The organism is Bordetella sp. (assembly GCF_051960075.1).
Lineage (GTDB): Bacteria > Pseudomonadota > Gammaproteobacteria > Burkholderiales > Burkholderiaceae_B > Bordetella.
The window spans coordinates 39,025-62,321 of sequence record NZ_JBQCER010000055.1 but is presented as its reverse complement, the minus strand read 5'-3'; the positions used below and the strand labels follow the sequence as shown (position 1 = coordinate 62,321).

The 23,297-nt window shown below is 60.2% G+C and carries 24 protein-coding genes; 4 read left to right on the top strand and 20 right to left on the bottom strand.

All coding sequences use genetic code 11. The features are described 5' to 3' along the window. Positions 1-8: 8 nt before the first annotated feature. The 6 genes from flgG to flgB form a co-directional block, all read right to left on the bottom strand. Entirely contained in the window at positions 9-791 is a 783-nt protein-coding gene (flgG, locus tag ACTHJ1_RS08625) for a flagellar basal-body rod protein FlgG (protein WP_440190660.1), read from the bottom strand. Between the two features lie 50 nt (positions 792-841). Beyond that, complete coding sequence (gene flgF, locus ACTHJ1_RS08620; RefSeq protein WP_440190657.1) at positions 842-1,603, bottom strand: flagellar basal-body rod protein FlgF; 762 nt, start codon at positions 1,601-1,603, stop codon at positions 842-844. 49 nt (positions 1,604-1,652) lie between these two features. After that, positions 1,653-3,134: a flagellar hook protein FlgE gene (locus tag ACTHJ1_RS08615; protein WP_440190654.1), complete on the bottom strand. Its 1,482-nt coding sequence runs from the start codon at positions 3,132-3,134 to the stop codon at positions 1,653-1,655. A 64-nt stretch (positions 3,135-3,198) separates the two neighbouring features. Then, positions 3,199-3,915: a flagellar hook capping FlgD N-terminal domain-containing protein gene (locus tag ACTHJ1_RS08610; RefSeq protein ID WP_440190651.1), complete on the bottom strand. Its 717-nt coding sequence runs from the start codon at positions 3,913-3,915 to the stop codon at positions 3,199-3,201. 34 nt (positions 3,916-3,949) lie between these two features. Continuing rightward, entirely contained in the window at positions 3,950-4,366 is a 417-nt protein-coding gene (flgC, locus tag ACTHJ1_RS08605) for a flagellar basal body rod protein FlgC (protein WP_440190648.1), read from the bottom strand. A 17-nt stretch (positions 4,367-4,383) separates the two neighbouring features. Beyond that, complete coding sequence (gene flgB, locus ACTHJ1_RS08600; protein ID WP_440190684.1) at positions 4,384-4,794, bottom strand: flagellar basal body rod protein FlgB; 411 nt, start codon at positions 4,792-4,794, stop codon at positions 4,384-4,386. Between the two features lie 233 nt (positions 4,795-5,027). Here flgB and flgA point away from each other — a divergent pair, with 233 nt between their 5' ends. The 3 genes from flgA to ACTHJ1_RS08585 all read left to right on the top strand — a co-directional run bounded on the left by flgA (position 5,028) and on the right by ACTHJ1_RS08585 (position 6,702). Beyond that, the gene (gene flgA / locus ACTHJ1_RS08595) at positions 5,028-5,702 is read left to right on the top strand and encodes a flagellar basal body P-ring formation chaperone FlgA (protein WP_440190645.1); all 675 of its coding nucleotides are present in this window, start codon (positions 5,028-5,030) and stop codon (positions 5,700-5,702) included. Between the two features lie 185 nt (positions 5,703-5,887). Further along, a complete protein-coding gene (gene flgM, locus ACTHJ1_RS08590; RefSeq protein WP_440190642.1) occupies positions 5,888-6,181 on the top strand; it encodes a flagellar biosynthesis anti-sigma factor FlgM in 294 nt (97 codons plus the stop codon). A 47-nt stretch (positions 6,182-6,228) separates the two neighbouring features. After that, the gene (locus tag ACTHJ1_RS08585; protein ID WP_440190639.1) at positions 6,229-6,702 is read left to right on the top strand and encodes a flagella synthesis protein FlgN; all 474 of its coding nucleotides are present in this window, start codon (positions 6,229-6,231) and stop codon (positions 6,700-6,702) included. A gap of 57 nt (positions 6,703-6,759) precedes the next feature. Here the strand turns inward: ACTHJ1_RS08585 and flhF are convergent, their stop codons facing one another. The 14 genes from flhF to flhD form a co-directional block, all read right to left on the bottom strand. Further along, positions 6,760-9,576, bottom strand: a complete 2,817-nt coding sequence (gene flhF / locus ACTHJ1_RS08580; protein ID WP_440190636.1) for a flagellar biosynthesis protein FlhF — start codon at positions 9,574-9,576, stop codon at positions 6,760-6,762. Then, entirely contained in the window at positions 9,573-11,690 is a 2,118-nt protein-coding gene (flhA, locus tag ACTHJ1_RS08575; RefSeq protein ID WP_440190633.1) for a flagellar biosynthesis protein FlhA, read from the bottom strand. Before flhA ends, flhF begins: the two co-directional genes overlap by 4 nt. A 5-nt stretch (positions 11,691-11,695) precedes the next feature. Then, on the bottom strand, positions 11,696-12,865 hold the full coding sequence (gene flhB / locus ACTHJ1_RS08570) for a flagellar biosynthesis protein FlhB (RefSeq protein ID WP_440190630.1): 1,170 nt from the start codon (positions 12,863-12,865) through the stop codon (positions 11,696-11,698). 146 nt (positions 12,866-13,011) lie between these two features. Continuing rightward, entirely contained in the window at positions 13,012-13,671 is a 660-nt protein-coding gene (gene cheZ / locus ACTHJ1_RS08565; RefSeq protein ID WP_440190681.1) for a protein phosphatase CheZ, read from the bottom strand. A 23-nt stretch (positions 13,672-13,694) separates the two neighbouring features. After that, complete coding sequence (cheY, locus tag ACTHJ1_RS08560) at positions 13,695-14,084, bottom strand: chemotaxis response regulator CheY (RefSeq protein ID WP_440190678.1); 390 nt, start codon at positions 14,082-14,084, stop codon at positions 13,695-13,697. A gap of 58 nt (positions 14,085-14,142) precedes the next feature. Beyond that, on the bottom strand, positions 14,143-15,204 hold the full coding sequence (locus tag ACTHJ1_RS08555) for a protein-glutamate methylesterase/protein-glutamine glutaminase (protein WP_440190627.1): 1,062 nt from the start codon (positions 15,202-15,204) through the stop codon (positions 14,143-14,145). 24 nt (positions 15,205-15,228) lie between these two features. Continuing rightward, positions 15,229-16,077, bottom strand: a complete 849-nt coding sequence (locus ACTHJ1_RS08550) for a CheR family methyltransferase (protein WP_440190624.1) — start codon at positions 16,075-16,077, stop codon at positions 15,229-15,231. 18 nt (positions 16,078-16,095) lie between these two features. Further along, positions 16,096-16,596 (bottom strand): chemotaxis protein CheW, encoded by a 501-nt coding sequence (gene cheW / locus ACTHJ1_RS08545; RefSeq protein ID WP_440190621.1) that lies wholly within the window; start codon positions 16,594-16,596, stop codon positions 16,096-16,098. Between the two features lie 15 nt (positions 16,597-16,611). Then, a complete protein-coding gene (cheA, locus tag ACTHJ1_RS08540) occupies positions 16,612-18,708 on the bottom strand; it encodes a chemotaxis protein CheA (RefSeq protein WP_440190618.1) in 2,097 nt (698 codons plus the stop codon). Positions 18,709-18,759: 51 nt separating this feature from the next. Further along, complete coding sequence (locus ACTHJ1_RS08535; protein WP_440190615.1) at positions 18,760-19,140, bottom strand: response regulator; 381 nt, start codon at positions 19,138-19,140, stop codon at positions 18,760-18,762. A 7-nt stretch (positions 19,141-19,147) separates the two neighbouring features. Then, positions 19,148-20,131 (bottom strand): flagellar motor protein MotB, encoded by a 984-nt coding sequence (gene motB, locus ACTHJ1_RS08530; RefSeq protein WP_440190612.1) that lies wholly within the window; start codon positions 20,129-20,131, stop codon positions 19,148-19,150. Positions 20,132-20,143: 12 nt separating this feature from the next. Next, positions 20,144-21,016 (bottom strand): flagellar motor stator protein MotA, encoded by an 873-nt coding sequence (gene motA / locus ACTHJ1_RS08525; protein WP_440190609.1) that lies wholly within the window; start codon positions 21,014-21,016, stop codon positions 20,144-20,146. A gap of 164 nt (positions 21,017-21,180) precedes the next feature. After that, complete coding sequence (gene flhC / locus ACTHJ1_RS08520) at positions 21,181-21,756, bottom strand: flagellar transcriptional regulator FlhC (RefSeq protein ID WP_440190606.1); 576 nt, start codon at positions 21,754-21,756, stop codon at positions 21,181-21,183. 24 nt (positions 21,757-21,780) lie between these two features. After that, positions 21,781-22,107, bottom strand: coding sequence for a flagellar transcriptional regulator FlhD (flhD, locus tag ACTHJ1_RS08515; RefSeq protein ID WP_440190603.1), 327 nt, complete (start codon positions 22,105-22,107; stop codon positions 21,781-21,783). Between the two features lie 362 nt (positions 22,108-22,469). Between flhD and ACTHJ1_RS08510 the strand changes: the two genes are divergently transcribed. Next, positions 22,470-23,204, top strand: coding sequence for an RNA polymerase sigma factor FliA (locus ACTHJ1_RS08510; protein ID WP_440190600.1), 735 nt, complete (start codon positions 22,470-22,472; stop codon positions 23,202-23,204). Positions 23,205-23,297: the final 93 nt, after the last annotated feature.

Sequence of the window (23,297 nt, the reverse complement as noted above, 5' to 3'; positions counted from 1 at the left end):
CCATCTGCTTACATCTGCGTCAGACGCTGCAGCATCTCGTCGGACGCCGTCACAGCCTTGCTGTTCATGTCATAGGCGCGTTGGGTGGTGATCATGTTCACCAGTTCCTCGGCCACGTTGACGTTTGAGGTTTCCAAGTATTGCTGATAAATCGTGCCTGCCCCGTCGATGCCCGGCTGCAACACGTTTGCCGCGCCCGACGCGTCAGTCGCCAGATAGAGGTTCTGGCCGACGCTTTGCAGGCCGGCCGGATTGATGAAGGTAGCCAGCTGTATCTGCCCCACCTGCGCGCTGTTGGTCGAACCCGGTTGGGTGACCGACACCGTGCCGTCGTTGCCGATAGTCATCGTCAACGCATTGGCGGGAATAGTGATGGGCGGGTTGAGTGGATAACCCGAAGCCGTGGTCAATTGGCCGTTCTGATCCGGCTCCAAGGTGCCGTCTCGCGTATAGGCAGTGGTTCCGTCGGGCATGGTCACCTGCAGGAAGCCCTTGCCGTTGATCGCGATGTTCAGATCGCTGCCCGTGTTGTTCAAATTGCCTTCGGTGAAGATTTTTTGCGTTGCCGCCACCTGGGCGCCGGTGCCCAGCTGCAGACCGGTGGGCAACTGGTTCGAGCCGCCCACTTGGGCGCCCGGTTGGCGTAGCGTCTGGTAGATCAGGTCTTGAAATACCGGCCGAGCTTCCTTGTAGCCGGTCGTCTGCACGTTCGCCAGGTTGTTGGCGATCGTGTCCAGGGCCGTCTGCTGCCCTTCCAGACCGGTCTTGGCTATCCACAGTGAACGCATCATGGTGTGCTGCTCCTGGCGCCGCTACGGGCGGCGCGTATTACGATTGAAAATCAGGTGATCGACAGAATGCCGTTGGCCTTGTCCGCGTCCGTCATCGCATCGCTGATGACTTGCATCTGCATTTCGAAACGGCGCGAATTCTCGATCATTCCGACCATGGCTGCGGTCGGGCTGGCGTTGCTGGCTTCCAGCGCGCCCGACACCACCTGCAGCGCAGGATCGGCCGGCAAGGCCGCGGCCGGTTGACCGTTGGCTTGGGGCGGCATGTGAAAGAGACCATCGTCGCCGCGCGTCAACTGCTTGTCCGGCGCGTTGACCAGCTTCAAGCGACCCAACGTGATCAGATTATCGGGGGTATCGCCCGCGCCCAGCGCAGTGATCGTGCCGTCGGACGTAATGGTCAGCGTGGCCTGATCGGGCACATCGATGGGCGCCCCCTGATCGGACAACACCGGCTGACCCTGCGCGGTTTGCAGCACGCCATTGGCACCCACCTGCAAATTGCCGTTGCGAGTATAGGCCTCGCCCTGCCCGCTCCGTACGGCCAACCAGCCCTGGCCATTCATCGCCACGTCGAGCGCCCGGCCGGTTTCGTGGACCGCGCCCAGCTGAAAATTGCTGCTCGGCGTCGTGGCAACAGTCGTAACCCGTGTGGGCAGCGACACATCGTCGTAGACCGGCACCGACCGGTATACGGACAATTGCTCACGAAACCCCGGCGTATTCGCATTGGCCAGGTTGTTCGTGATCGACGCCTCTTGTTCGGTAATCCGATTGGCGCCGCTCATGGCGGTATAGATAATATGGTCCATCGCTTTCCGTGCTTAACGCCTCAACGAATCAATGCGATCCATACTGCCATCAACCCATATTCAGAAGATTCTGCACCACCGTATCCTGCGCTTTAATAGTTTGGGCATTAGCCTGATAGGTGCGCTGAGCAATAATCAGGTTGACCAGCGCGGTACTGAGATTGACATTGGACTGCTCCAGGGCTTGGCTCTTGAGCGACGCCAGACCGACGGTGCCAGGGGCTCCCGTCGTGGCCTGACCTGAAGCCTCGGTCTGGGTCCAGACGTTGCCGCTGCCGGGCGACAATCCTTCGGGGTTGTTGAAGCGTGCCAAGGCTAGGCCGCCGACCACCTGAGTCAAGCCGTTGGAATAACTGGCCACCAGGTTGCCGTTGGCAGCGATCGTGACGCCCGTGTAATCTCCACTCGCATTGCCGTTGGCTACGATGTGGGGATTGAAACTGCTGCCGTATTGCGTAACGTTGCCGCCGCCATAATTGACAGAAACGGCAAGAGGTTGTGCTGGCGACGTGGTTCCTGTGGGAAAGGTATAACCGACGGCAACTGGCGAGCTGGGGCTGATGAGCGTACCCGACGAATTGAAATTCAGCTGCTGCGCGGCGCCCGACACCCCGCCCACAGTCATCGCGTTGCCGTCCAGGTAGTAATACACGTTGTAGACGCTGTTGCCGCCCGATGAAGCCGATTTCACGAAATACTGAATCATCTGGTGTGAATTACCCAGCGAGTCGTATACCGTGGTGGGAATTGCGTTGGTATAGGTCGTTGAATCGTTCGGGCTGAACGTGCTGGGCACCGCAGACGCCACGCTATTGGGAATTGAGGCCGACAGCACACCACCGGCCGCGGTCGTATACGTGTTGCCCGCCGAGTCCGTAAACGAGATCCCTGCCGCGGCCGTCGTGGTGGCAGCGGCATCCGTATAGAGCGTGGTGGTGGTTCCGCTGACCTTGTAGTAATAGGCCGTGCTCGCGGTAGGCGTGGGGGCGGTTTCAGTCAACATGACCGAACCGACGCCGTTGGCGCCAAATGGCGTTGCGTTGGCGTTCAGGTTGGTTTGCACGGTCACCGTTGAAGTGGCCGTGGGCAACATATTGCCTTGCGGAATCGTGATCGGCTGCAGGTTCGCTCCCACCGAGGCAGCGGTAAATGTGCTGTTCGCCGGATAACCCATGACCTTCATGCCGTTGCTGACATTGACCAGATTGAAATTGCTATCGACATTCAACTGGCCGTTACGGGTATAGAACGTATTTCCGCTGGAATCCTGCAGCACGAAGAAGCCCTGACCGACGCCGCTGATGGCGACGTCGTATTGTCCGCCGGTCGTGCTGATGTCACCCGAGGAGTAATCCTGGATAACGTTGGCAACCCCCACGCCCAACCCCACCTGCGAAGTGGCATAGACGTCGGCAAAGGCAATCGAGGATCCCTTGTAGCCTACGGTCTGGGAGTTGGCGATGTCGTTGCCAATCACATCCAGGTTTTGCGACGCGGCATTCAGGCCGCTAAGTCCTTGTCCGAAGCCCATGTGTATCTCTCTGTGAAGGTATTCGTAAATTGACGACGCGGTTCAGGACGCGCCGTGCCGGGTATCAAATGGAGGTGCTGTCGTCGGTGGTGGAGAAGACTTTGTATACCCCCGACAGGGAGGTCGTACCGGCCGTGCCCAGATTGAGTACCGGACCGCTGGACGTATAGGCTACGCTGCCGACCTGACCGTAGGTCAGCGGATCGGCAGTGACCGCATTGCCGCTGGAGTCGGTAGCCGTGACGCTAAAGGAATAAGAACCATTGGTGGCCGCGGTGCCGCCGCTGGTCTGCCCGTTCCAGTCGTAGCTGTAGACGCCGGCACTCATCGAACCTAGATCGACGGTATTGACCACGGCGCCGCTGGAATTGATGATATTCACCTTCACATCCGAAGCCGCGCCAGTCAGATTGATGCCGAACGGTGTAGTCACAGCGGAACTGGTGGTTGAATCCGTCCCCAACAGGATCGAATTGCCCTGCACCAATACGCTTTTGCCGATGAAGGACGTCGCGTCGATCGACTGCGAAAGACCCATCTGGGAACTGATCGACTGTAGCGTGGTGTTCAGGTTGCTGATGCCCTCGACCGTGGAAATCTGCGCCAACTGCGAGGTAAGCTGCATGTTGTCCATCGGGTTGGTGGGATCCTGATTCTGCAACTGCGTTGTCAGCAGTGTGAGAAACTGGTTTTCGATATTTTGCGCGCTGGAGACATTGTCCGCCGAGTTCAGCGCCGATGTAACGCTGCTAGCGTTGTTCACCGCAGAAGTGGTCGTCATGAACGCTATCCTTGATGAGTTTTGGGTGGAGTCGTCACTGACCGATGGTCAGCGTCTTGGCCATCAGGGTCTTGGCAGTGTTGAGCACCTCGACGTCCGCCTGGTAGGAGCGTGAGGCAGAGAGCATATTGACGGTCTCGGCCACCGGGTTGACGTTGGGCATCGTCACGTAGCCCTGGGCGTTGGCCATGGGATTGTTCGGATCGTAAATCTGCTTCATGGGAGTCGGGTCTTCCACGACGCCGGCCACCTTGACGCCGCCGATCTCCTGGCCCAGCGGCTGACCTGCAGGCGGGTTGACCTGGAAAACGACCTGCCGGGCGCGGTAAGGCTTACCATCCGGACCGACCGCGCTGTCGGCGTTGGCCAGGTTGCTGGCCGCCACGTTCATGCGCTGAGACTGGGCCGTCATCGCCGAACCCGCGATGTCGAAAATACTTAGGAGAGACATGGATCAGAGCTCCGAGATCAGCTTTCCTGGATGGCTTGCTGCATGGTTTTCATATCGATCGAAAGCAGTTGCAGACTGCTTTCATAGTGCATGGTGTTGTCGGCGAACTGAACGCGCTCCATGTCCATGTCGACCGTATTGCCGTCGATGCTGGGCTGATACGGCAGTCGATACATCATGTCGACATCAGAGGGCATCGCTGCCTTGCCGGGAATGTGCCGCGGCGACGTCAGCGTCAGGCTGGTGTCGGCCAGCCTCATGCGCTGGTCCATGGCATTCGTCATGGCCGTCTTGAAATCGAAATCCCGGGCCTTGTAGTTGGGCGTGTCGGCGTTGGCAATATTGGAAGACAAAACCTCCTGGCGCTGCTCGCGCAACGCGATTGCCTGCTGCAAAAAACCGAAGTCCTGGGAAAGCCGGTCGATCATGCCGTACCCCTCGGCCATTGACGATGGGAGGATCATAGGTTTCGGCCATCCTTAATAATCAATCAAATAGACCGTTATTTCCGAGTCAATTCCGTTCTTGTGCGAAGGCATGCGCTTTTACAATTTCAGTCATGAATCGTACGCATGCGCCCACTTGGCCAAATCGACCTGGCCCGCCCGCCCGGACCAGATGGAGCAGGCTGGTTTTCAGCGTGTGCCTGAGCGCATCCGTCATGCTGCCTTGCACAAGCCAGGCTCAGGCTGCTCCTGCGCAGGCGGCCCGCGCGTGGCAGGATCCGGCAGCGCTGAGCGCCGCCGCTGAAAAGTACCTGCTCGCCCAACTGGCCTCGATTCCCGGCGTGCCTACGGTCGCCATGGATCCGCCGCAGACCCAGAATCTGGTGGCGTGCGCCGAACTCTTCCCATTCATACCCGAGCCCGTGCACATCCGGCCCCGTATGTCGGTGGGAATGCGCTGCGCGGCGCCTCAAACCTGGACCACCTTTGTTCAAGCCACAGTAAGCATTGCCGGGCAGTACTATGTGGCAGCCCATCAGTTGGGCATGGGGCAGATTCTGCGAGCGGACGATCTTGTCGCCCATAAGGCCGACCTGGCCGCCCTGCCCGCCAATGCCGTGCTCGATCCAAACCAGGCCATCGGCATGAAACTGGCCTCGGCCATGATGGCTGGGCAGATGCTGCGCACTGACAATTTGCGCAGCGCGATGTACGTGCAGCGCGGCCAATCTGTTCAGCTGGTCGTCAATGGGCGGGGGTTTCAGGTCAGCACCGAAGGCAAAGCTATGACCAGTGCCGGTCCGGGCGAAAGAATCCAGGTGCGTACCGCCAACGGACAGATCATCAGCGGCGTCGTCGGCCACTCGGGCGAGGTGGACGTTCCCCTCTGATATCGTTAAACCGCCCAATTGTAACAAATTGTCGAATTCAAGGGGAGTTGCATAGCGGGGTTGTATGGCGATCGGCTCCGCAGCCTAAAGTTGCCCGAACCGTCGCCGTTACAATAGGCATGAACGGATGGCGGCTGACATTCGCCGCCAGCGCAGTACCCCACCGCGCAGTCCCGGAGAACACCTTGAAAATCACCAACACGACCGTAACCACTCCCGCCGGGGTTGTTGTCCGCACCGACGTTACCCGCACCTATGGCAGCGGTAGCTCGGGCTCGGCCGTGTCCGCGACCAGCAGTTCCCAGGTTGACCTGAGCTCTGCTTCGCAGCAGCTGCTGGCCCTGCAGAACGACCACAACGACATCGACGCCAACCGCGTGCAGGCGATTCGCGATGCCATCGCGTCTGGTCAATACACAGTAGATCCCAGCCGCATCACAGACGGCCTGATCGCCAGCATTCAGGAATTGCTGAAGTAGTCCGCTTGGCCTAGACTGGCGTCATCTCTCTTTTCGCGTCAAACGCCATGATCACATCGCTGCAACAATGCCTCGAGCGCGAAGCCGAACTCATCGAGGCATTCATCGCCGCCCTTGCAGACGAAACCCTGGCCTTGCTCGACCGCAAAGCCAACGAAGCGCTTATCAAGGCTGCTCAGACCAAGGAAGCGCTGGCAAACGATCTCATCGAGCTGAATACGCAAAGAGACGAAATTCTGGCTCAGATGGGGTTGCCTGATGGGCACGCCGGTACCGAGCAGGCTGTCGGCATGTTCCCCGAACTTGGCGGTATCTGGGAAAGACTCTTGCGCTTGACCAGAGTGGCCCGCGACAAGAACGAGCACAATGGCATCCTGGTACGCAGCAGCCTGCAGTACACCGAGAAATCGCTCGATGCCTTGCACAACATTACGCTGAAAGTCAGCCCCTCCCAGACCTACACGGCGCAAGGCCGCAGTGGCCAGCCGGGATACGGCGTGCGAAGCATTGTCGCCCGTTGACACGACACGGCATCAACCACGTCAAGAGATCGACTACGCCCGGATCCGGGCGATGATCTATTCCGCTATCTCCAGCATCGCATAGCACTTCAGCAGCGTCGCAGGAAGCAGCGCCCCAGAAGGTTTGCGTCCACCGCTAACCGCCTGCAGAAGATGTCGGACGCTAGCGGCCTGCGGCGTACTCAGCAGTTGCCAGCAAGCGGCGCCTAACTGGCACGCAAAGAGCGCCTGACGCGATAGAGACTGCGCACCGGCTGGCATCGACAAGGCTGTCCAGGCGTGAACCATATGACGGAATGCGGGCTTGGCCTGCTCGGCCTGCAACAGCCAGCGCGCGATCGTGCCCGCATCGGCCTGAGATGCTTTCACATTGGTCAAACCGTATAGATGCTGCGCAACCTTGCCTGTGCCGGGGTCGACCAATTTGGCACTCACCATGCGCAGCAGCAGCGCATCCTGCCCGCGCGCCGGCAGCTCAACTTCGGTGCCGCCCGCCCAAAGATCGAAAATTGTCTCCCGTGTCTCGGATTGACGCACACTTACCCGATTACATGGGATATACCCCAGGCTCTTGGCTGCCGCTGACAACGTGGTCGATGTGTAATCCTGCATCACGTTCGACGTCGCAGCGCCACGAGCGACCCACGCGGCCCCCTGCTCTGACAGGGTGTGGCAAAGACCCGCTGCGATCGCATCGATCATGTGCACCTGCGGTACGCCTGCCAATTCGTCGCTCAGCGTCTTGACACGCGCCGCCAGAGCCTCGGCCGCATTGTCGGGGATGGATTCTTCTTGCGCGTAGGCCGCGTGCGTGCCGTGCGCCAGCATCAATTGCGGCACAGGCGCAGCCAGCGCCATACCGCGATCGCTCATGAGCAACGTGGTGTGCAGTGTGCCCGTGGGTACGCCGTCACCCTTCATGGCAGCCTTGCCATGCACGGACAACACATAGCGATCGCAGCTGCGCGAATAAACTCCTCGCACCAGTTCCATACCAGCATTGGCGATCGCTTCGGGCGAGAGCAATGCATCCCCGGACTCGGTCTGACGCCAATTGGCGCGCGCCTGCGCGCAGGCCGGGTCGGCATCCAGCCACTCCATGGCCTTTTCTAATTCGACTTCGGCGCCGGCCTGCTGCGGCAGCAAAGCGCTAGCCAGCATTTGCCGGCGACGCGAGGCATCGGCATTGCGGGTCTTGCCGCTGGCGCGCAGCAGCGAAGCCATATCGCCTTCGCTGGGAGCATACAAGGCCGATGATTGACTGGGTGTGGCCAGAGCGCGGTCGACGAGCAGTTGCGCATCGGCGACCTCCATGTCCTCCGGCACTTTCTGCCCGATTGAAACGTAATGAATCGGCAAACGATGACGTATTGCCGTATCCAGCGACGAACCGATGCGCGTAGCCTCATCAAGCTTGGTGATGATGCAGCCAGCCACATCGTCGCCGGCGCCGTTGCGATAAGAGTGCGCTACTTCGTCGAGCGTGTCGCCCTGGCTGGCGGCGTTGAGCACTAGCAGGCGGCGCACAGGCCGGTCGGCCGAGGTCAGAAGCGCGGCCTGCAACGCCACATTGCGATGACGCTGGCTGATGCCCGTCGTGTCGATCAGAATGAACTTGCGGTTGCCCAACTGGCCCAGCGCCTGCTTGAGCTCGTCGGCATCGCTCACCGAATGTGCCGGCACGCCCAGCAGACGGCCGTAAATCTGCAGTTGCTCGACTGCGCCGATACGGAACATATCCGTGGTCAGCATGGCCACCTGATCGCGCCCTGCTCGCGCCACACAACGCGCCGCAAGCTTGGCCAGGGTCGTGGTTTTGCCCACGCCCGTTGGCCCGACCAATGCATAAACGCCGCCATCGCGCAGGAATTCGTCCTCGCTGCGCAGCACCGGCAAATGCGTTACTAATTCATTTCGCGCCCAGACCATCGCCGACTGGCGATCGCAATCGGCCGGCATGCGTTCGATCAAGGTCCGGACGATGGGCATGCTGAACCCCCCTTCGAGCAGGACGCGGAACAGCATGGCATTGACCGGTTCGGCGCCTGGGCCGTTGGCCCCGCCCCACAACAGCCCGTCCATGCGCGACTCGATAGAACCACGCAGAGCGTTGATTGCTGCCTGTACCTGTATGCCCGCCTGATAGCTCGCGTCCAAGGGTGGTGGCGGTAGATTCGCAGCGCCCGGCATCGGGGCGTCGGGCATGCGGGCCATGTCCGAGGCCGGCGCCGTCGTGCTTTTCTTGGTCGCCGGCCGAGGCTTGGCTTTCTTGGGCTCGAGCTTGGGCGCAACGCCCTGCTCGGGCTCCAACGGGCGCATGTGCGGCAGGTCGACTCCCGAGGCAGCTCCCTCAGTTCGACTCCGTTTCGACTTGATTTCTTTAGCGGAATCCAGCGCGGGCAACGTCGTCCGATCGCCGTCTCGCTGCGCAGCGGGTTGCTTCAATTTTTTCTCGGCCGAGCCCCGATCAGCGGCGGGCTGCACAGGCTTCGCGGCCCGCTCCAGCCCGTCGGTGGACTCGTCCTGTGCGGTTAGTTGCTGCTTTGCTGCGGCTGCGGCTGCGGCATAGGCTGCTGCCATGGCCGGCCGCATCATGAGACGCGGTGGCGGTGCAGAAGCAGGCGGCGCCGGTAGCGAGGAGGCACGGTAATCCGGCGTGACAGCGGGTTGAGAGGTTGAAGGCGCAGGTTCTGCCGCTGGCTCGCGGGTAATTTCGTCGCCGTGCAAGCTGCTCGGGGTATCCAGTGTCGCTACGATCTCCACGCTGCCATCGACGATGCGATTGGAGACAATGAGAGCATCTTCTCCTAGCGCATCGCGCACCTGGCGCAATGCGTCTCGCGTCGTAGCGCCTAAAAATCGGCTCAGTTTCATTCGCCCGAACCTCCAATCAGGGCCGTGACGCGAACGACACGCTCATCGGGAATTTCGGCATTGGACAAGACTCCCAGTTGCGGTAAATGATGCCGCAGAAAGCGGGACAACGCCGCGCGCAGCGGCGGGGGCACCAATAGCACCGGCGCGTTGCCTTGCGCTTCCTGGCGCGCCACACAGGCCTCGGTTTCGCGCAGCAAAGTATCGGCCAGACCGGGTTCGAGCCCGCCGCTGGTCGTCATCGCCTGCATCAGCACACGCTCGAGCTTCACGTCCAAGCCGATCACGCGCAAATCGCCGTCGCCCGGGAACCACTGCTGCGTGATGGCACGCCCAAGCGCGCGGCGCGACAACGCGATCAGCTCGCCCACATCGGGTTGCCCGCCTGTATTGGCGGCCAACGCCGTCAGGCGTGGAGCATGCTCGTTAATGGTATCGATAATGGTGCGCATGTCGCGGATGGGCACTTCCTCGGACAGCAGACCCTGCAGCACCTTCTGGAAAGTCGTAAGAGAGATCGTCTTGGGAACGAAGTCCTCAACCAGCTTGGGAGACTCGCGGCCCAGACGTTCAAGCAACTGTTGCACCTCCTGGCGGCCCAGCAGGTTGGCGCCATGGCGATGCATGAGATGGTTCAGATGCGTGGCCACCACCGTGCTGGCGTCGACCACGGTATAGCCGGCCACCTGAGCTTGATCGCGCAAGGCCACGTCGATCCACAATGCCGGCAGACCGAAGGCTGGATCAGTGGTCGGTGTGCCCTTGATCTGCTGGCTTACGCCGCCCGGATCGATGGCGAGCCATTGATTGGGTATCGACATGCCCCGGCCAACCTCCACCCCGGACAGCAAGATACGGTAATCATTGGGCTTTAGCTCAAGATTGTCGCGGATGTGCACCACCGGAGGCAGAAATCCCACGTCTTGCGCGAACTTCTTGCGCAGACTGCGGATGCGATGCAGCAGTTCGCCATTCTGCGCGTGATCGACCAGCGGGATCATGCGATAGCCCACTTCGAGGCCCAGCTGATCGACCATGGACACATCATCCCAGCTGGCTTCGGCGGCGGCTGCCTGAGCCTTGGCTTCCGCCTCCTGCGGCGCCTGGCTCATGGCTGCCTCTTTGGCCAGATCGCGTTTGCGTATCTGCCACCCCAGGCCGCCCAGGATTACCGCCAGCGTCAGGAACGCGATATGCGGCATATTGGGAATCAAACCCATAATGCCGATAATGCCTGCAGTCAGAAACAGTACGCTGGGATTGGAGAACAGTTGACCCAGCAGCTGCTCGCCCACGTCCTCGCCGGTCGACACCCGCGATACCACCACGCCGGCCGCCGTCGATATCACCAATGCAGGAATTTGCGCCACCAGGCCATCACCGATGGTCAGCAGCGTATAGGTCTTGCCCGCCTCGCCGATCGGCATGCCATGCTGGGCCATGCCGACGATCAGGCCGCCCAGGATGTTGATCACCATAATAAGCACGCCGGCAATCGCATCGCCCCGCACGAACTTGCTCGCGCCATCCATGGAGCCGAAAAAATCGGCTTCCTGGGCGATCTCCATACGGCGACGCCGGGCATCGTCCTCGCCGATCATGCCGGCGTTCAAGTCGGCGTCGATGGCCATTTGCTTGCCAGGCATGGCATCCAGAGTGAAGCGCGCGCCAACTTCGGCGATACGCCCCGCGCCTTTGGTGATGACGATGAAGTTGATGATGGTAAGGATGACGAAGACGACGATGCCGACCGCGAAATTGCAGCCCACCAGAAAATGACCGAAGGCCCCGATCACCTTGCCTGCCGCATCCGGACCGGCGTGGCCGTGCAGTAGCACCACGCGGGTCGAGGCCACGTTCAGCGACAGCCGCAACAGCGTGGCAAACAGCAGCACGGTCGGGAAAGCCGCGAAATCCAATGGATTGAGCGTGAACATCGCAACCAGCTGGATCATCACCGACAAAGAGATGTTGAAGGTGAAAAGCAAATCGAGCAGGAAGGTGGGCAGAGGCAGCACCATCATGCCCAACACCAGCAGGATCAGCGCAGGACCGGCCAGGAACCGCAAGTTCGCGGCGCCGCTGGCTCGCAATGCGGCGAGCAATGCGCTCATTCTTACTACACTCCTTCAGGCGCGGCCGCCGAGGCCTGCGCAGTATTCTGCGGATCGAGTTCGGTAGGCACCGCCAGCGATACTGGCGGTTTGGGCTCCAGGCCCATCCCGACGCGCCAACTGCGCAACTGGAAGACCCAGGCCAAAACCTCCGCGACGGCGGAGTATAAGGCGATCGGGATCTCCCGCCCCAAATCGACGTGCTGATACAGGGCGCGCGCCAGGGGCGGCGCCTCCAGGATGGGAATGCGATGCTCGGCGGCCAGCTCGCGGATACGCGCCGCGAGCTGATCGGTGCCCTTGGCAACCACTCGCGGGGCGCCCTCCTGGCCTTCGGAATAACTCAAAGCCACAGCGTAACGCGTCGGGTTGGTCACCACCACGTTCGCCTTAGGCACGGCCGCCATCATGCGTCGACGCGCCACGGCGCGTTGCTGCTGACGTATGCGGCCCTTGATCTGCGGGTCGCCCTCAGCGTCCTTGTTCTCCTGCTTGACCTCATCCTTGGTCATACGCAGCTTCTTGATGTAGCTCCATATTTGCCAAGGCACATCCATTGCCACGATCAATATCAGCGACGCCACCACCAGCACGATGCACAATGCCACGAGCGACATGCTCCTGGTGATCGCCGACGCCGGCGACGCATTGACGAGAACCAGGATGTTGTTCAAATGCAACCACAGAACCCAGGCGCCCACGCCGCCGATCAAGATGGCCTTGAACGAGGCTTTGACCAACTCCACCACGGTCTGCAGGGAGAACATGCGACCGAAACCGCTCGCAATGTTGAAATGCTTGAAATCGAATTCAAGGGGCTTGGTCGTCAGCACCAAGCCGCCAAGGGCGGTCGCGCCCAGAATAGCCGCGACGACCAAAGCGCCAAAAATCGGCAGCATTAGCAATAAAATCTGGTAAATATTGCCCGCCGCCCCGGCAATCATGACGGCCGGATCATGCGCAATCAGAGGGTCGAAGCCCAGGCTATGCCGCAAAATACTCGTCAGGTCGCGGTACAGATCGCCGCCGCTCAGCCAGAGTCCGGCAAGCCCTGTCGCCAGAAGCAGAAACGTCCCCAATTCGCGGGAACGCATAATTTGCCCCTCATCCCGCGCCTGTTGCAGGCGCTTTCCCGAGGGGGCTTCTGTTTTTTCGAGATCGCTATCGTCGGCCATGCTCGCGCTGAGGTCCGCGGCCAGACAAAAAAGTGGCCGTTAGCCGCAATTCTAGGTCTGTGCGCGGGCCGACGATCAGCCAAGAAGGGGGCGGAAAGCGGGGCTATTTACCCGCCGCATTACATCAGGATATCGTCAAAAAGACTTCAAAACCCGAGGCTTGCCAACAGATCGTCGACCTGATCTTGGCTGGTGACCACGTCTGTCTTGCCTTCAGGGCTGACTTGCGGTCCGTTGAGCAGCGAATTGACCTCCTCACGGCGCTCGCTCGAAATGTCGGCGTTGTCCAGCAGCACCTGCAGCAGCTCACGCTCTATGGCGCCCACCACATCCATCATGCGCATGATCACCTGACCCGTCAGGTCCTGAAAATCTTGCGCCATGACGATTTCCATCAAATGCGACTGGGTAGCCTGCGCCTGTGCGGGCACGTCGGCCAAAAAGCTGCGCGTGTCTTTTACGAGCTGCCGCGCGGCATCCATTTCGATAGGCTGGGCGAACCAGGCCCCCCAACGCTCATCCAGACCGCGCGCCGCACGCGTCAGGCCATCTTGGATGGGTCCGGCAGCGTCTGTTGCGTTGAGCACACGATTGGCGGCTTTTTCCGTCATTTGAGCGACGTAGCGCAGACGATCACGCGCATCGGGAATTGCTTCGGCAGCGTTCTTGATCGCTTGATCCAAGCCCAATTCGCGCATGTTTTCCCGCAGCGTGCGCGTGAGCGAGGCGATGCGGTGAATCAGGTCCAGGGCCCCAGCCGATTCGGCGGGCGCCGCCGCGGCAGGTGTCTTTCCAGCTTCGGGCATGCTTTCGGCGCTCATCGATAACCTCAACCGGCCATTTTTTCAAAGATCTTATTCAGCTTTTCTTCCAGCGTAGCAGAAGTAAAAGGCTTGACCACATAGCCGTTGGCGCCGGCCTGGGCCGCTGCGACGATGTTTTCTTTCTTGGCCTCGGCAGTGACCATCAGCACAGGCAGGCTTTTCAAAGCCGGGTCCAGGCGTATCTGCTTGAGCATTTCAAGCCCATCGAGATTGGGCATATTCCAATCAGAGACCACGAACTGGAAACCGCCGGTACGCAGTTTTTCCAGACCCTGCGCGCCGTCTTCTGCTTCGTCCACGTTCTCGAAACCCAGCTCTTTGAGCAGGTTGCGGACAATGCGGCGCATGGTGGGAAAGTCGTCCACCACCAGAATCTTCAAACTCTTGTCTACCATCATGGCTCCAAAAAATAATAAAACGAGGCCCTGTCCGCATGCAGGAACCTCGTGAATCTCAAACCCGGTGACCCCGGTCTTCAAGGCGTTCCAGAAGTCGATCGCTGATGCGCGACAGCGCGATCACTTCGGACGCCCCCCCCAAGGCGATCGCCTCGCGAGGCATGCCGAATACTACGCAGCTGGCCTCGTCCTGGGCGATGGTATAGGCCCCTGCCTTATGCATGGCCAACAGCCCCGCAGCGCCATCCTTGCCCATGCCCGTGAGAATGACCCCGATGGCATTGCGGCCGGCGGCTTCCGCGGCGGAGTTGAATAGTACGTCAACTGACGGACGATGCCGATTGACCGGCTCGCTCGCCAAAAGCTCGATCACGTAGTTGGCACCGCTGCGGCCCAGTTTCATGTGCGTTTCGCCGCCCGGTGCCAGATAGACATGACCAGGCAGGACACGTTCGCCGTGCACGCCTTCGCGCACCGTGACCGAACACATGCCGTCCAGGCGCTGAGCGAAAGACTTGGTGAACCCCGCCGGCATATGCTGCGTAATGAGGATGGCCGGGCTGTCCGGCGGCATCGGCACGAGCACGTCCTTGATGGCCTCGGTACCGCCGGTGGATGCCCCGATGATGACCAGTTTTTCCGAACTTGCCAGTGGACCACGAAGACGCGGCGCCGATACCGTCGCCGGAGCCCTGGCAGCCGAGGGTGGACGCAGCTTGCTGCGGAAGGCCACGCGGATTTTCTCAGCGATCGTCTCGCTGTATTCCATCAATCCGTCACGGATACCCAGCTTGGGCTTGGTCACGAAGTCAATCGCTCCCAGCTCCAGCGCCCGCAGGGTAATTTCGCCGCCGCGCTCGGTCAGCGACGAAACCATAATCACGGGCATGGGGCGCAAACGCATGAGGCGCTCGAGGAAATCCAGGCCATCCATACGGGGCATTTCCACATCCAGCGTCAGCACATCGGGATTGTGCTGCTTGATCAGGTCGCGCGCGACCAAGGGATCGGGAGCCGTCGCCACGACCTCCATATCAGGGTGGCTATTGATGATCTCCGTCATCAGGCCGCGCACCAGAGCCGAGTCGTCCACGCACAGAACTTTGATTTTATTCATAACACGTCTTCTGCCCGCGCACCCTTACGACTGGGACACGCACTCGTATACCGTCTGCCCGCGGAGACGGAAATTTTTGCTGATGTAGGTGAAATTCTCGGAATGGCCCGCAAACAAAAGCCCGCCCGGCTTGAGCAGCGGCACAAAGCGCTGCAGTATCTTCGCCTGAGTAGGCTTGTCGAAGTAGATCATGACATTGCGGCAGAATATGGCGTCGAAGGCACCTTGTATCGCCCACTTGTCGGCAAGCAGGTTCAACGTTTCGAAACTGATCATGTCCTGCAGCACGGGCCTGACCTTTACTTGTCCTTCGTTGTCACCTTTGCCGCGCAAAAAATATTTCTTCAGTTGCTCCTCGGGTAACTTTGACACGCGTTCGAACGGATACATGCCCGTGCGTGCGCGGTTCAGGCAGTTCGTGTCGATGTCAGTGGCCAGGATCTCGCACCCCGTAGCCTTGCCGCCTTTGGCTTCCGCCAATGTGATGGCGATCGAATACGGCTCTTCGCCCGTCGAGGCCGCGCAGCACCAGACCGATACCGGCCCCTGCTTCTTGCGCGCCAGATCGGCCAGAATGGGGAAATGGTGAGCCTCGCGAAAAAACGAGGTCAGGTTCGTGGTCAGCGCGTTGGTGAAATGTTCCCACTCGGGCGAGCCATGTTCGCCCTCGAGCGAATCCAGGTAGCTGGAAAAATCCTGGACGCTCAACGCGCGCAGCCGCCGGGCCAGCCGGCTATAGACCATTTCGCGCTTGTGCTCACCCAGCGATATGCCCGCGCGCGAATAGATCATCTTGCGTACGCGCGCGAAATCACTCTCCCGGAAGTCGAACTGACGTTCCGGAGAAGAACCCACGGCCTGCGAAGATGCCATCGAACCCTCGCCGCAGAATCAAGCCGCTACTTTTTCCACCAGCGCCATTTCGTCGCTGGTCATCATTTTTTCGATGTCGACCAGAATCAACATGCGCTCGTCGATCGTGCCCAGGCCGGTCAGGTATTCGGTCGACAAGGTCTGACCGAATTCCGGGGCGGGACGGATCTGGGCGGTGTTGAGCATGAGCACGTCGGACACGCCATCGACCACGATGCCCACCACCCGATTGCTCAAGTTGAGAATGATCACCACCGTCTGTTCGGTGTACTCGACCTTGCCCAGGTTGAATTTGATGCGCAGGTCGACGATGGGCACGATGATGCCGCGCAGATTGGTCACGCCCTTGATGAAGGGCGGCACGTTGGCGATGCGGGTCACCACGTCGGCGTCGTAGCCGCGGATTTCCTGCACCTTCAGGATGTCGATGCCGTACTCTTCCTCGCCCAGCGCAAAGACCAGAAATTCGTGTCCCGTGTCTTCGGCGCGCGCGGTATCGGTTCGGGGGGAGGCTGCCATGTTGCTGGACTCCTGTCAGTTCAAGACGGTTTCGGCCGCGGACGACCATTTTTCACGGTTGGCCCGAGCCAACGCAAAGACATCGACAATCAGCGCCACGCTGCCGTCGCCCATGATGGTTGCCGCCGAAATGCCCGGCACCTTGCGGTAGTTGGCCTCCAGGTTCTTGACCACGACCTGGTGCTGACCCACGAGATGATCCACCAGCAAAGCAAAGCGCTTGTCCTCGGCCTGCATGATGACGGCAATGGCCTGGGTGGGATCTTGCTGCGCGTCGCCGACGGCGAAGGCCCGATGCATTTCAACCAGAGGCAGGTATTCGCCGCGCACATGCAGCACGCGCTCATCGCCCGCCACCGTGTAGATCTGGTCTTGGGTGGGCTGCATGGATTCGGTGACGTGATTCAGAGGCAGGATGAACGTCTCGGCGCCCACGCGCACCGACATTCCGTCGAGAATGGCCAGTGTCAGCGGCAGCACGATGCGGGTGGTCGTACCCTGCCCCGCGCGGCTGGAAAGTTGCACATGACCGCCCATATCTTGAATGTTACGGCGCACCACATCCATACCCACGCCACGGCCGGATACGTCGGTGATTTTCTCGGCGGTGGAAAAACCCGGCGCGAAGATCAGCTGCCAGACTTCTTCGTCAGGCATGTTCTCGCTGATTTGAATACCCTGCTCCATGGCCTTCTTCAGGATGCGTTCGCGGTTCAGGCCCGCGCCGTCGTCGGTCACCTGAATGACGATATTGCCGCCATGATGCTGGGCCGACAGCGTCAGCTTGCCCACCGGATCCTTGTCGGCGGCAATACGCTTCTCGGGCGTCTCGATGCCATGGTCCAGACTGTTGCGCACCAAATGCGTGAGCGGATCGATGATGCGCTCGATCAGGCTCTTGTCCAGTTCGGTAGCGCGGCCATGCGTCTCAAGCTCGATCTGCTTGCCCATCTTGCCGGCCAGATCGCGCACCACGCGCGGGAAGCGGCTGAACACATAATCCATCGGCATCATGCGGATGGACATCACGGACTCCTGCAGATCGCGGGCGTTGCGCTCGAGTTGCTCCAGACCGTTGAGCAGGCGATCGTGCACCACCGGATCCAGCGTCGAAGCCGTCTGCGTCAGCATGGCCTGGGTAATGACCAGCTCACCCACCAGGTTGATGATCTGATCGACTTTCTCCACGCCGACCCGGATGGAGGTCGACTCCTTGTCGGCGTGCTGTGCCGCCGCCGGCGCCGGCGCTGCCTTCTGCGGCCTGGGCGCTGCGGGACTGGCTGCGGCGGCCCGCGTGGGCGAGGGAGACGTCGCGTCCTGGGGCGCAAAACTCGACGCGGCCGCCTCGAATTGCGACACCACGTCGGCTCCGGCAGATGCCGGCGCAGCTTCGTGCGTAATGCGCAATTGATCGGGGTTGACGATAAAGCAGCACACGGCCTCGATATCGGCCACCGAACAGGTCGTCTGTACCCAGACAGCCAGACCGCCAGCCTTGCTCTCGCTATGCAATACCGTGCCCAGATTGCCCATTTCTTCGAGCAGCGATTGCGCGTCTTTGCCGCTTACGTCGCGAATGCGCACGCAAGTCGGCTTGTCGCTGGTGCCGGTGGCCGATGCAGCGGGCATTTGCATGGTTTCCTCCTGGTGGGCAGCAGGGACAGGCGCAACAGCAGTCGCCGCGCCATGAGCGGGTGCGCCATGCGCAGGCGCGCCGTCTTCCTCGGCCAACTGCCGCAGCACGGCGCAAATACGTTCGTAGACGGCCTCGTCAGGCTCTTCCGAGGCGCGGTAGGCATCGAGCTGGCTCTTCAACACGTCTTTGGTTTCCAGAAAGATATCGACCATGTCGGCACGCAACGCCATGTCTTGGCGACGAATGGCGTCCAGCAGGTTTTCCAGCAAATGCGTGGTCTCGGCCAGTTTTTGGAACGTGCCGAAAGTCGCCGCCCCCCCCTTGATCGAGTGCGCCGCACGAAAGATGGCATTGAGCTGCTCGATGTCCGGCGCCTGGGCATCCAATCCCAGGAGCAGTTGCTCCATTTGAGCCAACAGCTCATCTGCTTCGTCGAAGAAGGTCTCGTAAAACTGACTGAGGTCCAGACCAGACATACGGATCGCCTTTTATTTATTGAGATAGTGAGACGGTTCGGTGCAAGCGCATCAGTTCGGCGGCTCGATGCCCAACAGCTCGGCGACGAACTCGACCAACCCATCAGGGTCGACCGGCTTATTCACCCAGCCGCTTACTTCCAGTTCGCGCGCCGCGGCCTTGCTGACGTCGTCTTCCTCCGTCGTCAGCACCAGGACCGGCGTGTTCTTGTACTTGGGCTGGGCACGCAGGCCCTGAATGAATCCCAGGCCGCCCATAACCGGCATGTTCCAGTCGCTGAGCACCAGATCGAAAGAACCATCCTGGGCCTTCTCCAGCGCTTCCTTGCCGTTGGTGGCGAGCACGACCTTCCAACCGGCGCCCACCATGGCCGCCTGCACGATAAGACGCATCGTCAATGAGTCGTCTACGACCAGGATATTCGGAATCATGTCTTTCCTAATGTTGGGCAGGTACGGTCGGCGCTGCCGCGGGACCTACCGCCGGCTGAGGCGGTAGTGCCCGGTCGAACTGCTGCACACTGTTGGTACCCATCATACCCTTGGCCACATCGGCTGCCGTAGCGTTTTCCTCTTCGATGCGCCGTAATGTCTCGGCATTGAGCACGACCAGACTAATGCGGCGATTGACGGCAGCAAACGGGTCATCCTTAACCAGGCTCATGCTCGAAGCCAGGCCTTGCACGCGGACGATCTTGTTGGGATCCATGCCTGCCGCCACCAGCTCCTGGCGCGAAGCATTGGCCCGGTCTGACGAGAGCTCCCAATTGCTATAGCCAGCCTCGTTTCCGGCATACGGCGTAGCGTCGGTATGACCCGAGATGCTGATCTTATTGGGCACCTCGTTGACCAACGGGGCGAGCTGGCGAAGGATGTCGCGCATATAGGGTTCGACTTCAGCGCTACCCAGCGCGAACATAGGTCGGTTCTTGCTGTCCACGATCTGGATGCGCAAACCTTCCGTGGTCACGTCCACCAATAATTGGGGGCGAAATTTGACCAGCACCGGGTTCGATTCCATAGCGTGAACCAATTGCTTGCGCAGTTTCTCCAGCCGACGTTGGTCGCGGCGATCGGCTTCCGTGGTGATTGGGTTGGGAGGAACCCGGATGTGCGTGCCCTCGCTCCTGCGCACGTCGCCGTCGCTCTTGGTAGGATCCTGGCCCCCGCCCGGGATGGCGCTGGTCTCGGCCGACGAATTGGGGCCGCCCGTCAGGGCCACGCGCAGCGGCATGCGGAAGTATTCGGCAATACCCTTGAGCTCTTCCTTGGGCACGATGCTGATCAGCCACATCACCAGAAAGAACGCCATCATGGCGGTTACGAAGTCGGCGTAGGCGATCTTCCAGCTTCCGCCGTGATGCCCGCCTCCGCCAACCTTCTTGCGGCGAACGACGACCCGGTGTGTATTGGCAGTGCTCATTGCGCCGCTCCGTCAGGCCTTGCCGCCTGCAGCTTTGGCCTGACGCACGTGCTCTTCCAGTTCCGTAAAGGAAGGACGCACCGCTGCGAACAACACCTTGCGGCCGAACTCCACCGCCAGTTGCGGCGGATAGCCGTTCATGCTGGCCAGCAGAGTGACCTTGACGCACTCGAACACCTTGACCGTCTCGGAGACGCAACGCTCGACACGCGACGCGAAAGGCCCGATAAAACCATACGCCAGCAAAATTCCAAGGAAAGTGCCCACCATGGCGTGCGCGATCAGCTCGCCCAGAATTGCGGGAGGCTGGTCGACGGCGGCCAGCGCCTTGATAACGCCCATGACCGCCGCCACGATGCCGAAGGCCGGCATGCCATCCGCCACGTTCTGCAGCGCGTGCACCGGCACCTCGCGCTCGTGGCGGAAGGTCTCGATTTCTTCGTCCATGAGCGTTTCGATTTCGAACGCGCTCATGTTGCCGCTGATCATGATGCGCAGGTAATCGGTGATGAACTCCATCAGGTTCGCGTCGCCGACGATCTTCGGGTAGTCGGCGAAGATCGGGCTGGACGCCGCATCCTCGATATGCGATTCGATGGACATAAGGCCTTCGCGGCGGGCCTTGTTGAGCACGACATAGAGCAAGGACATCAGGTCCATGTAGACGTCTTTGCTGTAGGTGACACCCTTGAGCGCCATGGGTATGGCTTTGCGCACGGACGCCATCGATTTCTTGCTGTTGCCCGCAACGAACGCCCCAACCCCCGCGCCTGCAATCAGCACGAATTCGAGCGGCTGATACAGCGCGCCCAAGTGCCCTCCCCCGAAGGCAAAGCTGCCTACGACCGATAGAAGGACAACGATATAACCAATAGCGATCAGCACGACTTGAGCCCCTTTGCTACGACAGAGATAGATCTTCCAGAAGATCTACGGCACTCAGTAACCCAATTTGAATGATCCCCTGTCGCGCCCCTCATAAAAAGGTGAGTTACAGGGTTTTTTTGGGGTCATTTGGCGCCTTTACAGTTCGGCGTCCGAGCGGCTTTTCAGGAACGCGTCGGCTCCAGCCCGGGCCGGCCCTGGATGCCTCGCGCCTTGGCGGCGCGAGTCTTGCCCGCGCGCGGCGGCGGACGGCAGATGGCGCATACGAAATCCGATTGCGGATCATGGGCGTGCGCAATGAAATGCCCGCCGCATTGGCGGCAGGCGGAAAGCTGCAGCATATCGCTGTCGAAGAAGCGCACCAGCATCCAGGCCCGCGTGAAGCTGAGCACCGGTTCGCTGGCCTCGCCGCTGTCGGCCGCCGCATGTTCCAGATAAAGCCGGTACGCGTCAATAATGGCGCGTATGCCCTTGCGCTCGGTACGCCCGTTCAGAAACGAATACACGTTATAGAACAGGGACGAGTGGATATTCGGCAACCAAGTCATGAACCAGTCGACCGAGAATGGCAACATCCCCTTGGGCGGCGAGCAGCCGCGGATTTCGCGATACAGGCGCGCCAGGCGATCATGGCTGAGACTGGTCTCAGCTTCGAGAACCTGCAGGCGAGCGCCAAGCGTGATCATGGCGCTGGCCAACAGAATCTCGTCGGCTTCCTGAGATACGCTTTTGCTTCCCATGCTGAACAGACCGCTAAAAAGGAATCAGGCGATTTCTTCGACAGGCTGCCTGGCCAGCAGGATCGTCGCATGGGCCTGCTGCAAAGCGCCGCCCAGCACGTCCTGCGTCAGAGCCGACAGCAAGTTGTAGTCGTCGAAACGGAAACGGCACAGCAAAGAACTTGAGCTGGCCAATTTGATGAGTTGTGCCGGAGTCAGGTGGAGCAACAGGTCTGCGACCTCGTTGCTGAAGCCCAGGCGGAAGGTGGAAGCCGCGTAGTCGTCACGCAGCATGCGTTGAGCCAAAAGCAAGTAAGACAGATTGACTTCGCGAATGTCGGTAAGCAAGGAAGCATCTGCTGTCGTATTCATGTTTGACTCCTCTACTGCGAAAAGTGTCGCGGGGGGAAAAGCAACCTTGTTCCGCGCCTCGCAATTTGTATCTAAAGAGTAACTTATTGGAATGAAAATGTATCATTCTTCGGTAAGTTAAACGCAATTTAACACGGGAGTCCATAAGGGTTTATTACATCCGCAATACTTTACAATGTTTAAGCTTTACATTTACATTTCCTTATCTCGCATACAACACTCTGGCACGTCTGTGTGTGTGCACCTCATGCGGACAAACTCCCAAGCAAGCCGTCAAAACGAAGGGTGATTGCCGGAATGAATGCCCCTATGCAGGATCACAATGGCCGCCAGGGCCCATAGTGGGTTCATCGTCCGATCTCATGCCTTCCGCCGACGACAATCTACTTGAATATACGCCGCTAGTACGCAAGCTTGCCCTGCAAATGCTGGCCCGACTGCCCGCGAGCGTTCAATTGGACGACCTCATGCAGGCTGGCATGATCGGGCTCCTGGATGCCATGCGGCGCTATCAGGAGAATCCGGAAGCCCAGTTCGAGACCTATGCCACCGCACGCATACGCGGCGCCATGCTCGACGAGTTGCGCGCTCAGGACTGGCTGCCACGAAGCGTGCGCAGCAAGAGCCGCAAAATAGAAAGCGCCATCCATAAGCAGGAACAGGCACTTATGCGCCCGCCCAGCGAATCGGAAGTCGCCGCGGAACTGGGCGTATCGCTGGCCGAGTACCGCGACATGCTCAAAGACGCCCACGGCGTGCAAATTCTCCATTACGAGGATTTCAGCCGGGACGGCGAAGACGGCTGGCACGACGTCTCCGCCAGTGGCGAGACGTCCCCTCTGGACGCTTTGCTGGCCAGCGACCTGCGCCAGGTTCTTATCGATGCCATCGACGCTCTGCCGGAACGAGAAAAGCTGTTGATGTCGCTTTGCTACGAACAAGGCCTCAACCTGAAGGAAATCGGGGCCGTATTAGGCGTGACAGAAGCCCGCGTCTGCCAGTTGCGTAGCCAAGCCATCGCTCGCATCCGCACCCACCTGCGCGATCATGCCTGGCAGGACCTGCCGCCGGAGAGCCTGTTGGCCTGGGTCGCATGACTTTGCATTTCTTATCAATGACGAACGTAAATTGTCCGCTTAAGTTTGGACATACTCAGTCGTAACCCAGGACAACGGCAGACCTTCTGCTGT

Coding starts and splice junctions, on each gene's coding strand:
- flgG (WP_440190660.1), bottom strand. CDS start 791: ATGATGCGTTCACTGTGGATAGCCAAGACCGGTCTGGAAGGGCAGCAG.
- flgF (WP_440190657.1), bottom strand. CDS start 1,603: ATGGACCATATTATCTATACCGCCATGAGCGGCGCCAATCGGATTACC.
- ACTHJ1_RS08615 (WP_440190654.1), bottom strand. CDS start 3,134: ATGGGCTTCGGACAAGGACTTAGCGGCCTGAATGCCGCGTCGCAAAAC.
- ACTHJ1_RS08610 (WP_440190651.1), bottom strand. CDS start 3,915: ATGACGACCACTTCTGCGGTGAACAACGCTAGCAGCGTTACATCGGCG.
- flgC (WP_440190648.1), bottom strand. CDS start 4,366: ATGTCTCTCCTAAGTATTTTCGACATCGCGGGTTCGGCGATGACGGCC.
- flgB (WP_440190684.1), bottom strand. CDS start 4,794: ATGATCGACCGGCTTTCCCAGGACTTCGGTTTTTTGCAGCAGGCAATC.
- flgA (WP_440190645.1), top strand. CDS start 5,028: ATGCTGCCTTGCACAAGCCAGGCTCAGGCTGCTCCTGCGCAGGCGGCC.
- ACTHJ1_RS08585 (WP_440190639.1), top strand. CDS start 6,229: ATGATCACATCGCTGCAACAATGCCTCGAGCGCGAAGCCGAACTCATC.
- flhF (WP_440190636.1), bottom strand. CDS start 9,576: ATGAAACTGAGCCGATTTTTAGGCGCTACGACGCGAGACGCATTGCGC.
- flhA (WP_440190633.1), bottom strand. CDS start 11,690: ATGAGCGCATTGCTCGCCGCATTGCGAGCCAGCGGCGCCGCGAACTTG.
- flhB (WP_440190630.1), bottom strand. CDS start 12,865: ATGGCCGACGATAGCGATCTCGAAAAAACAGAAGCCCCCTCGGGAAAG.
- cheZ (WP_440190681.1), bottom strand. CDS start 13,671: ATGCCCGAAGCTGGAAAGACACCTGCCGCGGCGGCGCCCGCCGAATCG.
- cheY (WP_440190678.1), bottom strand. CDS start 14,084: ATGGTAGACAAGAGTTTGAAGATTCTGGTGGTGGACGACTTTCCCACC.
- ACTHJ1_RS08555 (WP_440190627.1), bottom strand. CDS start 15,204: ATGAATAAAATCAAAGTTCTGTGCGTGGACGACTCGGCTCTGGTGCGC.
- ACTHJ1_RS08550 (WP_440190624.1), bottom strand. CDS start 16,077: ATGGCATCTTCGCAGGCCGTGGGTTCTTCTCCGGAACGTCAGTTCGAC.
- cheW (WP_440190621.1), bottom strand. CDS start 16,596: ATGGCAGCCTCCCCCCGAACCGATACCGCGCGCGCCGAAGACACGGGA.
- cheA (WP_440190618.1), bottom strand. CDS start 18,708: ATGTCTGGTCTGGACCTCAGTCAGTTTTACGAGACCTTCTTCGACGAA.
- ACTHJ1_RS08535 (WP_440190615.1), bottom strand. CDS start 19,140: ATGATTCCGAATATCCTGGTCGTAGACGACTCATTGACGATGCGTCTT.
- motB (WP_440190612.1), bottom strand. CDS start 20,131: ATGAGCACTGCCAATACACACCGGGTCGTCGTTCGCCGCAAGAAGGTT.
- flhC (WP_440190606.1), bottom strand. CDS start 21,756: ATGGGAAGCAAAAGCGTATCTCAGGAAGCCGACGAGATTCTGTTGGCC.
- flhD (WP_440190603.1), bottom strand. CDS start 22,107: ATGAATACGACAGCAGATGCTTCCTTGCTTACCGACATTCGCGAAGTC.
- ACTHJ1_RS08510 (WP_440190600.1), top strand. CDS start 22,470: ATGCCTTCCGCCGACGACAATCTACTTGAATATACGCCGCTAGTACGC.